This window comes from Brevundimonas sp. GW821-FHT10A07, assembly GCF_059415785.1.
The window spans coordinates 108,014-120,681 of record NZ_JBWKNX010000010.1; the positions used below are offsets into that span (position 1 = coordinate 108,014).

The following is a 12,668-nucleotide window of genomic DNA, read 5'->3' on the forward strand; positions in this document are numbered from 1 at the left end:
ACAGGCGCGCGGCCGCCGCATGGCCACCAAGGGCCGGCCGCGCCCGGCTCCGGTCGAGGTCGCGCAAGCTCCGTCGCAGGACGACATCGGCGTCGAGGCCCGCGTCGTCGCCGGCATTCTGCTGAACGCGGCGCTCGAGAAGCGCAACGGTCTGGACGAGGCCCTGTCCCAACCCGCCGCCCGCGCGCTGGAGCCCGTCGACCGCGCCTTCGCCCGCGCCGTGGCCATGGCCGCTCTCCGTCGTCTGGGCGAGATCGACCAGATCCTGGACCGCCGCCTGCAGAAGTCGCCGCCCGAGGCTGTCCGCACCCTGATGCGCATCGCCCTGGCCCAGACCCTGGTGCTGGAGACCCCCGCCTTCGCCGCCGTCTCCACGGCCGTGAAACTGGCCGAGCGCGATCCCAAGACCCGGCCCTACAAGAATCTGGTCAACGCCGTGCTGCGCGGCGTCGGCCGCGACGGCCCCGGCCTGACTACGGCCGAGAGCAATCTGCCCGACTGGATCGCCGCCCGCTGGAAGGCGACCTATGGCGAGGCCGCCCTGACCGGCCTGGCCCTGGCCGCCCGCGAGGAGCCGGCGACGGATCTCAGCCTCAAGCCCGGCGTCGATCCCGCCGCCGTGGCCGCCGCCGTGGAGGGCGAGGCGCTTGAGGGCGGCACCGTCCGCACCGGCCGTCGCGGCGACGTGGCGACCTGGCCCGGATTCGACGACGGCGACTGGTGGGTCCAGGACGCCGCCGCCGCCATTCCCGGCCGTCTGCTGGACGTCAAGCCCGGCGAGACCGCCCTGGACATGTGCGCCGCCCCCGGCGGCAAGACCCTGCAGCTGGCCGCCGCCGGCGCCTCGGTGGTCGCCCTGGACCGCTCGGCCCCGCGCCTCAAACGCCTCAGCCAGAATCTCGGGCGCACCGGCCTGACCGCCGAGGTGATCGCCGTGCCGGCCGAGGACTGGGAGGATGACCGCACCTTCGACGCCGTGCTTCTGGACGCCCCCTGCACGGCGACGGGCACCTTCCGCCGCAACCCCGAAGTCCTGCGCGCCACCAAGCCGGCCGAGGTCGCCAAACTGGCCGATGTCCAGCACCGGCTGCTCGACGCCGCCGCCGAACGGGTCAAGCCGGGCGGCCGTCTGGTCTATTGCACCTGTTCGCTGGAGCGCGAGGAGGGCGAGACCCAGGTCATCGCCTTCCTGCGCCGCAACCCCGGTTTCCGCACCGTCGCGGCGGACCCTGCGGCCCTGGGCGCCCCGCCCGAGGCCCTGACGCCCGAAGGCTGGCTGCGCATCCTGCCCTCCATGTGGGCCGAACACGGCGGCCTGGACGGCTTCTTCGCCGCCAAGCTGGAACGGATCGCCTAGGGTTTTCGAGACGCGCGGTTCGACGCGGACAGGGTGTCGGCGGATTTGCGCAGTTCGGCGTAATCCCGCTCGATCCTCGCTTTTTCCTGCGCCTTCCGCTCGGCGTCGAAGGCCTTGTAGGCCGCCTTGGCGTAGCGGTCGGCGTCGTCTCGGGACACGCGCCCGCCGTCGGTAAGTACGACGCGGCCCAGCCCTTTCAACTGCGCATCCAGCAGGGCCGCCGCCTCGGCCATGGTCGTCAGACGGCTGGTCTCCAGCTGATCCTCGAAGATGGTCAGCAAAAGGTCGGTCAGCCGGTTCAACTCCCGCACCTCGCCCGGCGCCAGGAAGTTCTTGGCCACGGTCGCATCGGCCGCGCCGATCCGTTCGCCCTTCCAGGTCTGCAAGCCCATGTCGGCCGCCGCCGGGTCTGCGCGCGCCACCAGCACCTCGGCGGGCGTCTGGCTTGTCACGGCGAAGCAGAGCTTGGCCTGGGTATTGCGATAGAAGGTTCGCCAAGCGTCCGACTTGGGGTCATAATCCTGGCACAGGCTGCAGATGCGTCGGATTTCCGCATAGAGATTCGCTTCCTCGCTGCGAATGTCGCGGATGATGTCGCGCAGTTCGCGGATGCGATCCTGCTCGCCACCAGCCTTCATCCGCTCGGCGTCGACGACGAAGCCGCGCGTGGCGAAGCGGATCAACACCGCCGTCGCCCAGCGACGAAACAGGGTCGCCTGCGCCGAACTGACCCGGTAGCCGACCGAGATCACCATATCGAGGCTGTAGGCCCTGACCATGCGATCTGCCGGCCCCTTAATTTGCATAAAATGCAAATCGGCGGCCTCGCCCAATTCGCCCTCTTCCAGAATGGCGGCGATGTGGCGCGAAATCACGGAGACGTCGCGGCCGAATAGGCCCGCGATCTGGGCCTGGCTCATCCACAGGGCGTCGCCGTCGAAGCGGATCTCGACCCGCGCCCCGTCATGGGCGCCATAGATCAGGAAGCGGTCGCCGGACCCGTCCTCGAACACTCGGACCGGTTCCGCGGCGGACAGGTCTTCCATCGACATCGGGGCTTCCAGGGTGGATTTGGCGTGAACAAGAGTAGAACACGGCGGATCGTCTTCGCCAAGCCGGTTGCTCGACCCGCCTCGCCGCCTTATCCCGTGGCCATGGCCGTTACCCCCCTGATCTGCCCGTCCATCCTCGCCAGCGATTTCGCGCGGCTGGGAGAAGAGGTCCGCGCGCTGGAAGCCGCGGGCGCCGACTGGATCCATGTCGATGTGATGGACGGGCATTTCGTGCCCAACATCACCCTGGGGCCGGACATCGTGAAGGCGATCCGTCCGCACACCAGCCTGCCGTTCGACGTGCACCTGATGGTGGCGCCGGTCGATCCGTGGCTGGAAGCCTATCGCGACGCCGGGGCGGACCTGCTGACCGTCCATCCCGAAAGCGGGCCGCACCTGCACCGCACCCTGGGCCGCATCCGTCAGCTGGGGGCCAAGGCCGGGGTGGTGTTCAATCCGGCCACCCCCCTGTCGATCCTTGAAGAGGTGGTCGATCTGGTGGACCTGGTGCTGATCATGTCGGTCAATCCCGGCTTCGGCGGACAGAAATTCATCGACAGTTCGCTGCGCAAGATCGCCGGCGCCCGCGCCATTCTGGACCGCGCCGGATCGACGGCCCATCTACAGGTGGACGGGGGCGTGACCTCGGCCAATGCGGCGGCCTGCGTCGCGGCCGGGGCCGACGCCCTGGTCGCCGGCTCCTTCGTGTTCAAGGGCGACTATGCGACCAATATCGCCGCCCTGAAGGCCGTCCCGGCCGCCGCGTGAACCCGATCAGTCCCTTCGCCCCGCGCGGCGCCGAAGCCACGCCCGACGTGGCCTCGGGTCAGATCCCCGGTCTGGCCGGCGCGCCGGTGCGGACCCCGGTGCGGTCGGGCGAGACGGTGACGGGACCGGGCCTGTGGCCGGCCATCGCCGGACGCCTGGTCACCCGTCAACTGTGGATCGAACTGTACGGCCTGCCGGGTTACAGCCTGACGCTGAGCCCGTTCCTGGGCGGGGGCAAGGTCACGGCCTTCGCGGCCACGCCCCGCGATTTCCGGCCCCACGATCCCGCGCCGGGCAAGAATCTGCTGGTCGGTCGTTTCGTTCTGGCCGGCGCCTCGATGGAGGTCGAGGCGCCGGCGGATCCGTGGAACCGCCCCAGCCCGTCGCGTCCCTTCGCCGTAGAACTCCATGCCTTCAACTGGCTGCCGGCCTTGATGGCCCAGGGGGAGCGGGGCGCGCGCGAGGCCTTGCGTCTGACGCTCGCCTGGGCGGACACCTTCGCGCGTTGGTCGCCCTTCGCCTGGGGTCCCGAAATTCTGCCGCGCCGGGTGATCAACCTGGCCTGCGCAGCCCGCAAGATGGGCGCGGTGGCGACCGAGGCCGAACGGCTGAAACTGGCCGACAGCCTGGCGCGCCAGACCCGACAGCTGCTGCGCCCGCCCGGCGGTCTGGCGACCCGGGCCGAACGACTGACGGCGGCGGCTGTCGGCGGCTGCGTCCTGGCCGGGGCGCCGGGTCAGGCCTTGCGGCGTCGCGCCCTGTCCGGCCTGACGAGCGCCTTGAAGACCACGGTCCTGGACGACGGCGGCCATGCGTCACGCAGTCCCGAGGCCGGGTTGGAGCTGTTGCTCGACCTGCTGACCCTGGACGACGCCCTGGCCCAGCTGTCCGAGCCGACGCCAGACGCCGTGTCGGGCGCCATCGCCCGCCTGACGCAGGGCCTGCGGCTTCTGACCCTGCCCGACGGCCGCCTGGCCAGTTTCCAGGGCGGGGGACCGTCCACCGTCGCCCGTGTCGCCGCCGCTCGCGCCCATGACGAGACCGCCGCGACCAAGGGCGATCCCGCTCATCCGCCGACCGGAACCGTCGCCGGCCTGACGCGGATCGCCAGCCCCTTGCTGGCCATCATCGCCGACGCCGCCTCGCCGGCTGGGGGCGCCTGGGGGGCGTCCGCCTGCGCCCAGCCGATGGCGCTGGAGATCGCCTGCGGCAAGGACCGGCTGGTGACCGGCTCCGGCTGGACCCCGCGGGCGACGGATCGTCAGGCCCTGCGGCTGACGCCCGGCCATTCGACCCTGACCCTGGGCGAGCGGTCGCTGAACGAGCCGCTGGGCGGCTGGAAGGGCGAGCTGCTGGGTCCACGCCTGGTCGGCCCGCCGATCCACGTCACCACCGATCAGCGCGACGGCGACGGCGCGGTCTGGCTGGACATGGAGCACGACGGCTGGAACGAGGCCTTCGGCCTGAACCACCAGCGCCGTCTCTATCTGGACCAGCGGATGGACGAGCTGCGCGCTGAGGAGAAGCTGTTCCCGACGCCGGGCCGCAAGGAGATGATCCGCCAGATCGCGGCCCCCTACGCCATCCGCTTCCATCTGGAGCCGGGGGTCCAAGCCTCGCTGGCGCGGGATCGTCGCTCGATCCTGCTGCGCGGCGCCTCGGGCCGGGGCTGGTGGTTCCGCACCGACGGCCCCGACGTGGCCATCGAACCCAGCGTCCATATCGACGCCGGCCTGACCCGCCGGTCGCTGCAGATCGTCGTGCGCGGCTCGGCCCGCACCGACAGCGAGAGCCGGATTCGCTGGAAGCTGAGCCCGGCGGGCGCGAGCGGTGATCCGACGTGACCGACGCCGGCCGCCTGCGGATCGTGCGCGGTCTGCATACGGCCATCTATATCGTCATGTCCGTGGCCTCTTTCGCCGTCCTCTACGCTGGGATTTCGGGGCGAAGCGGGCCGTGGCTTTACGTCGCCCTGACCCTGGTGGCCATTGAGGTCGTGGTCTTCGTCGGCTGCGGCCTGAAGTGTCCTCTGACCGCCGTCGCCGTCCGCTACGGCGCCCGCCCGGACGGTCCTTATGACACCTTCTTTCCCGAGCGATGCACGCGTCACACCTTTCGGGTATTCGGTCCGCTGATCACGCTTGGGCTGGTCCTCAACGCGCTTCGCTGGTTCGGCCTGCTCTGATCCGTCCGCATACGGGGTGACGCACGGGCGCCCCGGTGCTAGACGCCGCGCCATCCTCCCCCAGCCTTTACGGACGCCGCCATGCCCGCCGCTCCCGACTTCCCGCCCGCCCCCGACCGGGTCAAGCCGCAACGCGCCCTGATCTCCCTGTCCGACAAGGCCGGGTTGGAAGATGTCGCCCGCACCCTGCACGACCTGGGCGTCGAACTGGTCTCGACCGGCGGCACGCGCGCGGCGATCGCCAAACTGGGTCTGCCGGTCAAGGACGTGGCCGACCTGACCGGCTTCCCCGAGATGATGGACGGTCGGGTCAAGACGCTTCACCCCGTGGTCCACGGCGGCCTTCTGGGGGTGCGCGACGCCGCGGATCACGCCCAGTCAATGATCGACCACGGCATCGGCGCCATCGATATCGTCTGGATCGACCTCTATCCGTTCGAATCCACTGTTGCTGCGGGCGGCTCGTTCGAGGCGGCGGTCGAGAATATCGACATCGGCGGTCCGGCCATGATCCGTTCGGGCTCGAAGAACCACGGCTATGTCGCCGTCGCCGTCGACGGCGAGTCCATCGGCTTGATCCTCGAGGCGTTGAAGGCGGAGGGTTCGACCGATCTGGCTCTGCGCAAGCGGCTGGCCGCCCGCGCCTTCGCCCGCACCGCCGCCTATGACGCCGCCGTCTCCGGCTGGTTCGCAAGCCAGGTCGAGGACGCGGCCCCGGCCCGCAAGTCCATCGCCGGTTCTCTGGCCCAGACCCTGCGCTACGGCGAAAACCCGCATCAGACCGGCGCCTTCTACCGCACTGGAGAGGCGCGTCCCGGCGTGGCCCATGCGACCCAGATCCAGGGCAAGGAGCTGGGCTACAACAATATCGCCGACGCCGACGCCGCCTATGAACTGGTCGCGGAGTTCGAGGCCCCGGCCGTGGTCATCGTCAAACACGCCAACCCCTGCGGCGTCGCGGTCGGCAAGGATCTGTCGGAAGCCTATGCCCGTGCGCTGGAATGCGACGCCGTCTCGGCCTTCGGCGGCGTGATCGCGGTCAACCGGCCGCTGACCGGCAAGGATGCTGAGGCCATCACGGGCGTCTTCACCGAGGTCGTCATCGCCCCCGGCGCGGATGACGAGGCCAAGGCCGTCTTCGCCGCCAAGAAGAACCTGCGCCTGCTGATCACGGACGGCCTGCCCGATCCGCATGGGCCGGGCGAGGTGTTCCGCTCGGTCGCCGGCGGCTTCCTGGTCCAGAGCCGCGACCGGTCGCTGATCAAGCCGTCGGACCTGAAGATCGTCACCCAGCGCCAGCCGACCCCGACCGAGATCCAGGACATGCTGTTCGCCTTCACCGTGGCCAAACACGTCAAGTCCAACGCCATCGTCTACGCCAAGGACGGCCAGACCGCCGGGATCGGCGCCGGCCAGATGAACCGTCGCGACAGCGCCCGTATCGCCGCGATCCGCGCCAAGGAGGCCGGCGAGGCCAAGGGACTGGCCCATTCCCTGGCCCAGGGTTCGGCCTGCGCCTCCGAAGCCTTCTTCCCCTTCGCCGACGGCCTCTTGGAAGCGGTCGCGGCCGGGGCCACGGCGGTGATCCAGCCCGGCGGTTCGATGCGCGACGCCGAGGTCATCGCCGCCGCCGACGAGCAGGGTATCGCCATGGCCTTCACCGGGGTGCGTGTCTTCCGGCACTGAGGATCGACCCCGGGTGATCCTTATCGAGGACGCCGACCCCGACCATGGCGACGCCCGCGTCCTGATCGCCGCCCTGTCCCAGCGACTGGCGGCGATCACGGGCTCCAGCGGCCAGGCCTCGTTCGACGAGGACGATGTTCGGGGGCCGGGCGCCGCCTTCCTGCTGGCGCGGGACGAGCAGGGGCGGGCCATAGGCTGCGGCGGCCTGCGTCCGCTCCAGCCGGGCGTCGCCGAAATCAAGCGCATGTACGCGGCGGTCGCCGGACAGGGCGTGGGTTCGGCCGTGCTCGCGGCTCTGGAGGCGAAGGCGAAAAGCCTCGGCTACGACGAAATCCGTCTGGAAACGCGCCGCGTCAACACTTTGGCCGTGCGCTTCTATCTCCGCGCCGGCTATCGCGAAATTCCGCCCTATGGCCGCTATGTCGGCCGACCGGAGGCTGTCTGTTTCGCCAAACCAATCGGATCGACTTCCGCCTAAGTTGACTGGACGCCCCCGGCGCGCCGTGATGGTCTGCGGCACCCCGTTTCTGGAGCCGTCCCATGACCACCCTGATCCGTCCCGAAGGCCAGACCCCCGATGATCTGAAGCTGAGCCGCAGGGCGGTGGGCGCCCTGGGGGGGCTGCTCTTTTCGGGCTATGCGGTCGCGGCCCTGGCCAAGGAGGCCCGACCCATCACCACCGACGCCGCCGGGCTCGAGACCGCCGAGGTGACCTATCCGGCGCCGGACGGGTTCGAACTGCCGGCCTATGTGGCGCGGCCGGCGGGCGAGGGGCCTTTTCCAGTCGTGGTGGTGGTGTCCGAGATCTTCGGCGTCCACGACTATATCAAGGACATCTGCCGTCGCCTGGCCAAGCAGGGCTACGCCGCCATCGCCCCGGCCTTCTTCAACCGGGTCGAGGATCCGGCGCCCCTGTCCGACATGGGCCGGATCATGCAGATCGTCGGTGCGGCCGACTATGAGCAGGTGATGGGCGATCTGTCGGCGACCCTGGACTGGGCCAGTCAGCAGCTGTGGGCGCGGGACGGCAAGGTCGGGATCACCGGCTTCTGCTGGGGCGGCAAGGTGGTGTGGCAGGCGGCGGCGCGCTTCGCCGTCATCGGCGCCGGCGTGGCCTGGTACGGCCGTCTGGCGCCGGCCCCCGACGCGACGCCGGTGCAAATTTCATCCGGCCAGCCGCGGCCGGTCGATCTGGCCGATGACCTGAAGGCGCCCGTCCTGGGTCTGTACGGCGGCCAGGACCAGGGCATCCCCCTGGCCAGCGTCGAGCGGATGCGCGAGGCCCTGGCGCGAGCGGGCCAGACCGACAGCCGGATCATCGTCTATCCCGACGCGCCGCACGGCTTCCACGCCGACTACCGCGCCAGCTACGCCGAGGCGGACGCCCGGGACGCATGGGCGAAACTTCTGGCCCACCTCGACAAAGCGTTAAGGAGTTGAATTGCTACTGATGTGACGCATTGCGGAGGGCTCTGCGTCAGGGAGGGTGACATGGGCGGTTTGCGGTTAAGCAGGGCGGTTCTGCTGGGTGTAGGCCTGTTGTTTCTTCCCCTTGCGGCCTGTGGGGGCGGGGGAGGCGGCGGCGGGGGCGTCGTAACGCCCGTCGTGCCGCCACCACCACCTCCTCCTCCCCCTCCTCCGCCGCCCCCTCCTCCGCCGCCGCCCCCTTCGGTGTCCTCCACCGAGTATCTGCGGAACTACGGCCTGGCCAATATGAAGGCCGAGGTCGGCTGGCAGGCCGGCGCCACCGGAAACGGCGTCACGGTCGCTGTGGTCGATTCCGGCGTCAGCAACAGCCAGGCCGATCTGGTCGGGCGGATTTCCACCGCCTCGACCGACGTGGTTCCGGGCCGCAACACCCCCTATGTCGCGAACGACAGCCACGGAACCCTGGTGTCGGGGGTGATCGCCTCGAACTTCAACGGACTGGGCTCGGTCGGCGTGGCCTATGAATCGACCATACTGTCGATCCGCACCGACATCTCCGACTGTGAGGATGAGGACGACGACGTCTGTTTCAGCAGTTCAGACCTGGTCCGGGCCCTGGACTTCGCCGTGGCCAACGGGGTCAAGATCATCAACATGTCCCTGGGCGGCGATGGTCGGCTGGGCTCCGCCTTCGAGGCGGCCCTGTTGCGCGCGGTCGATTCCGGGGCGGTCATCGTCGCCTCGTCGGGCAATGACGGCGAGGCCAATCCCGGCTGGCCTGCGCAATATGCGGTGGATCCCCGGTTCTCCGGCTCTGTCATCGCCGTCGGTTCGCACGGCGAGACCAATGTCATGTCCGACTTCTCGAACCGCGCGGGGGCGACGGCCGCCGCCTATATTTCCGCGCCGGGCGAGGACGTCATCACCGGCTGCGACGGGACCCGCTGCTGGCGGATCAACGGCACCTCCTTCTCGGCGCCCCATGTGTCGGGGGCCCTGGCCCTGCTGATGGACGCCTTCCCCAATCTTTCGGCGCGTCAGGCCCTGGCCATCCTTCTCGACACGGCGCGCGACGCCGGGGACGCAGGGACCGACATCGTCTACGGCCGGGGCCTGCTGGACCTGGCGAACGCCTTCCGGCCGGTAGGAACGAGCTCGACCCCGATGGCGGACGGAGGCTCCATCGTCGCCGAGAGCGAGCCTGGCAGTTTCGTCGGCCCCGCCTTCGGCGACGCCTTCTCACGCCAGACGGCCTTGGGGACCGTCCTGTTCGACAGCTATGACCGGATGTTCGCCGTCCAGCTGGGCGGGGCCTATCCGACGGCGCCGAGCCGCTCGTATCAGGCCGCGCCGTTCGCGCCGAGCCGGACGGCGACGACCCGGCTGGCCCTGCCGAACGGCGGCCGCCTGAACCTGACGGCGTCCCAGCCGGTCGAGACGCCCGAGCCCATCGCTCCGCGTTATGACCTGACCGATGCGCCCTGGCTGGGCGACGAACCCCGTCAGGAGGCCATGCTGGATCTGGAGATGGGCCGACTGAGTTTCGCCACATGGCAGGGTCGCGGCGGCGCGCGGTCGCCCTTCGACGCGGCCGGCGACGGTTTCGCCGCCCTGGCCCAGGCGGATCATGCGGCGCGCGGCGCCCTGCAGTTCGGGTCGCTGACCCTTGCGGCCGAGAGCGGGGGCGGGGACCGGCGTATGCCGCTGAGGCGGGTCGAGGCAGAGGCTTCAAGCTACAGCCGCGCCACCCTGGCCTGGCGCGGCGCAGAAGGCGGCCTGTCGGTCAGCATCGGCGGCCTGGACGAGCGTCTGGGGCCCTTGGGGGCCTTCCTGCCCGGCGGATCGGACTTCGCCCTGCCGTCGCGCACCCGCTTCTATGCGGTGGGCGGCGACTGGACCCTGAGGCCCGGCCTGGCCCTGATCGGCGAGGCCGGCGTCGGCTCGACCCGGAGCGAGGGCCGGTTCCTGTCGATGGACCAGGCCGCGATCAGTTCGAACTGGCGTCTGGGCCTGCTGACAGGGTGTTCGGCGCTCTGCGACCGGATCAGCTTCACCCTGTCGCAGCCGCTGCGGATCGAAAGCGGCGCCTTCTCGGCCTGGCTGGCGGATGTGCCGGTCGAGTATTTCGACCCCCTGACCTATTCGCGCCGCAGCTTCTCGGCCACGCCGAGCGGTCGCCAGATCGATTTCATCCTGGGCGGCGAGCGGAGTCTGTGGGACGGCTCAAACCTGACGATCCAGGCCGTGGCCAGCCGTCAGCCGCGCCATGTTGCGGACGCCGCGCCGGAATTCGCCTTGATCGGCGGATGGCGGCGAAGGTTCTGAGGGGGGAGTGACTGGTGAATGGTGAGTCGTGAGCAAGAGGTGAGCGGCTTGCGGAGACACCGCAGCTCACTACTCACCCCTCACCAATCACGTCCTCACATCAGGCCTTGCCGTCGAAGGTCTGGCCTTCGGGCGCGGGGGCTGCGCCATAGGGGTTGGCGCCCTGCGCGCCCGATCCCTTGGCCGCGACCACGACCATGGCCGGGCGGATGGTGCGGCCGAACAGTTCGAAGCCGGACTGCATGGTCTGGAGCACGGCGCCGCCGGGAACCGTGTCCGACGGCTGTTCGATCATGGCCTGGTGCAGATGGGGGTTGAAGGCCTCGCCGGCCTCGGGCGAGACGCGCTTCAGTCCATTGGTCTCGAACGCCTGAAGCAGGGCCTTCTGGGTCATTTCCAGACCGGTCACCAGGGCCACGGTCGGGCCGTCCGTGTCCTTGGGCGCCGCCATCAGGGCGCGTTCCAGATTGTCGGCCACGCCCAGCAGGTCCTTGGCGAAGCGCTGGATGGCGAACGCGCGGGCGTCGTTCTGCTGCGTCTCGGCGCGCCGCTTCAGGTTCTCCATCTCGGCGGCGACGCGCAGGGCGCGGTCCTTCCACTCGTCGCGCTCGGCGATGACGGCGTCCAGCGGCGCGAGATTGTCCGAGGGATCGGCGTCCAGGCCGTGTTCGGCGTTCACTTCCGCCATATCGGCGTCCAGCTCGTTGAAGTCGTCGTTAAGGGGCTTGTCGCTCACTTGTCGTTCCCGTCCAGCATCCGGCCCAGCACCCGGGCGGTATAGTCCACCAACGGGATGACACGGGCGTAGTTCAATCTTGCGGGGCCTATGACGCCGATGGCGCCCAGGACCCGCTGTCGGCCGCTCATATAGGGCGCCGCGATCACGGCGGAACCCGAAAGTGAAAACAACCGCGTTTCGGCGCCGATGAAAATTCGCACGCCCTGGGCCGCGTCGACCCCGTCCAGCAGGCCGATCAGCTGTTCCTTCTGCTCCAGGTCGTCGAACAGGACCCGGACCCGCTCCAGATCCGCCAGGCTTTCGCCCTCCTGCAACAGGTTGGCGCGGCCGCGCACGATCAGGGCGCGCTCGCGGTCCGGCCCGCCGGACCAGGCGGCGAACCCGTCCTCGACTAGGCGGGCGGCGGTCTGGTCCAGCTCGCGCCGCGCGATCTCCAGCTCCTGGGTCATCTCGCGCTTGGCGTCGGCGAAGGGCCGGCCGCGAAGCCGGGCGTTGAGGAAGTTGGAGGCCTCCACCAGGGTGGAGGGTGTGACCCCGGCGGCCAGGGTCATGATCCGGTTTTCGACCGTGCCGTCGTCGGCGACGATGACCGCCAGGGCCTGATCCCCGCCCAGGGCGACGAACTCCACGTGTTTGACGCCGGACTCGCGCACCGGGCTGGACACGACGCCCGCGCCGCCCGCCAGGCCCGACAACAGGTTCGACGCCTCGTCCAGGGCGGATTCGAAGTTGCGGCCGCGCCCGGCCAGCCGGCCGTCGATCTCGCGCCGCTCCTCCTTCGTCAGGTCGCCGACCTCCAGCAGGCCGTCGACGAACAGGCGCAGGCCCGCATGGGTGGGGATCCGGCCTGCCGAGGTGTGCGGCGCGGCCAGCAGGCCCGCCAGGGTCAGGTCCTGCATCGTATTGCGGATCGAGGCCGGCGACAGGGCGATCCCGCCCAGCGACAGGGTGCGCGACCCGACCGGCTCGCCCGTCTCCAGATAGGATTCGACGATGCGGCGGAAGATGTCGCGCGCGCGCGCATCCAGCCCCGCCAGCCCTGCCAGAGACTGGCCCGTAATCTGGGCGCCGTCGAACGGCGGAGTTTTGGGGGCATACAGGCTCACGGTTTCAGGATAAGCACCGCAG

Annotated in this window: 11 protein-coding genes; 8 read left to right on the forward strand and 3 right to left on the reverse strand. The window is 70.0% G+C overall.

Translation table 11 applies throughout. From position 1 onward, the window contains the following. The first annotated feature begins 19 nt into the window (after positions 1-19). The gene (locus AC07NC_RS10245; RefSeq protein WP_494569467.1) at positions 20-1,357 is read left to right on the forward strand and encodes an RsmB/NOP family class I SAM-dependent RNA methyltransferase; all 1,338 of its coding nucleotides are present in this window, start codon (positions 20-22) and stop codon (positions 1,355-1,357) included. Here AC07NC_RS10245 and rhuM read toward each other — a convergent pair. Then, positions 1,354-2,409, reverse strand: a complete 1,056-nt coding sequence (rhuM, locus tag AC07NC_RS10250; protein WP_008260382.1) for a RhuM family protein — start codon at positions 2,407-2,409, stop codon at positions 1,354-1,356. The two genes, AC07NC_RS10245 and rhuM, sit on opposite strands and share 4 nt — an antisense overlap. A 102-nt stretch (positions 2,410-2,511) precedes the next feature. Here rhuM and rpe point away from each other — a divergent pair, with 102 nt between their 5' ends. From rpe to AC07NC_RS10285, 7 genes are all read left to right on the forward strand, one after another. Next, positions 2,512-3,177 carry a ribulose-phosphate 3-epimerase gene (gene rpe, locus AC07NC_RS10255; RefSeq protein WP_494569488.1) on the forward strand — a complete coding sequence of 222 codons (666 nt, stop codon included), beginning with the start codon at positions 2,512-2,514 and terminating at the stop codon, positions 3,175-3,177. Continuing rightward, entirely contained in the window at positions 3,174-5,021 is a 1,848-nt protein-coding gene (locus tag AC07NC_RS10260) for a heparinase II/III family protein (RefSeq protein WP_494569468.1), read from the forward strand. The genes rpe and AC07NC_RS10260 overlap by 4 nt, the downstream gene beginning before the upstream one ends. Beyond that, positions 5,018-5,362, forward strand: coding sequence for a hypothetical protein (locus AC07NC_RS10265; protein WP_291757177.1), 345 nt, complete (start codon positions 5,018-5,020; stop codon positions 5,360-5,362). Before AC07NC_RS10260 ends, AC07NC_RS10265 begins: the two co-directional genes overlap by 4 nt. A gap of 81 nt (positions 5,363-5,443) precedes the next feature. Further along, a complete protein-coding gene (gene purH / locus AC07NC_RS10270) occupies positions 5,444-7,048 on the forward strand; it encodes a bifunctional phosphoribosylaminoimidazolecarboxamide formyltransferase/IMP cyclohydrolase (protein ID WP_494569469.1) in 1,605 nt (534 codons plus the stop codon). Positions 7,049-7,061: 13 nt separating this feature from the next. Continuing rightward, the gene (locus AC07NC_RS10275) at positions 7,062-7,526 is read left to right on the forward strand and encodes a GNAT family N-acetyltransferase (RefSeq protein WP_494569470.1); all 465 of its coding nucleotides are present in this window, start codon (positions 7,062-7,064) and stop codon (positions 7,524-7,526) included. A gap of 62 nt (positions 7,527-7,588) precedes the next feature. Beyond that, entirely contained in the window at positions 7,589-8,488 is a 900-nt protein-coding gene (locus AC07NC_RS10280) for a dienelactone hydrolase family protein (RefSeq protein WP_494569471.1), read from the forward strand. Between the two features lie 231 nt (positions 8,489-8,719). Then, on the forward strand, positions 8,720-10,801 hold the full coding sequence (locus AC07NC_RS10285) for a S8 family peptidase (RefSeq protein WP_494569472.1): 2,082 nt from the start codon (positions 8,720-8,722) through the stop codon (positions 10,799-10,801). Between the two features lie 100 nt (positions 10,802-10,901). Here AC07NC_RS10285 and grpE read toward each other — a convergent pair whose 3' ends face one another. Further along, entirely contained in the window at positions 10,902-11,489 is a 588-nt protein-coding gene (gene grpE, locus AC07NC_RS10290) for a nucleotide exchange factor GrpE (RefSeq protein WP_494569489.1), read from the reverse strand. A gap of 44 nt (positions 11,490-11,533) precedes the next feature. After that, the gene (gene hrcA / locus AC07NC_RS10295) at positions 11,534-12,601 is read right to left on the reverse strand and encodes a heat-inducible transcriptional repressor HrcA (RefSeq protein WP_494569490.1); all 1,068 of its coding nucleotides are present in this window, start codon (positions 12,599-12,601) and stop codon (positions 11,534-11,536) included. Between the last annotated feature and the right edge of the window lie 67 nt (positions 12,602-12,668).

Coding starts and splice junctions, on each gene's coding strand:
- grpE (WP_494569489.1), bottom strand. CDS start 11,489: ATGGCGGAAGTGAACGCCGAACACGGCCTGGACGCCGATCCCTCGGAC.
- rhuM (WP_008260382.1), bottom strand. CDS start 2,409: ATGTCGATGGAAGACCTGTCCGCCGCGGAACCGGTCCGAGTGTTCGAG.
- rpe (WP_494569488.1), top strand. CDS start 2,512: ATGGCCGTTACCCCCCTGATCTGCCCGTCCATCCTCGCCAGCGATTTC.
- AC07NC_RS10280 (WP_494569471.1), top strand. CDS start 7,589: ATGACCACCCTGATCCGTCCCGAAGGCCAGACCCCCGATGATCTGAAG.
- purH (WP_494569469.1), top strand. CDS start 5,444: ATGCCCGCCGCTCCCGACTTCCCGCCCGCCCCCGACCGGGTCAAGCCG.
- AC07NC_RS10245 (WP_494569467.1), top strand. CDS start 20: ATGGCCACCAAGGGCCGGCCGCGCCCGGCTCCGGTCGAGGTCGCGCAA.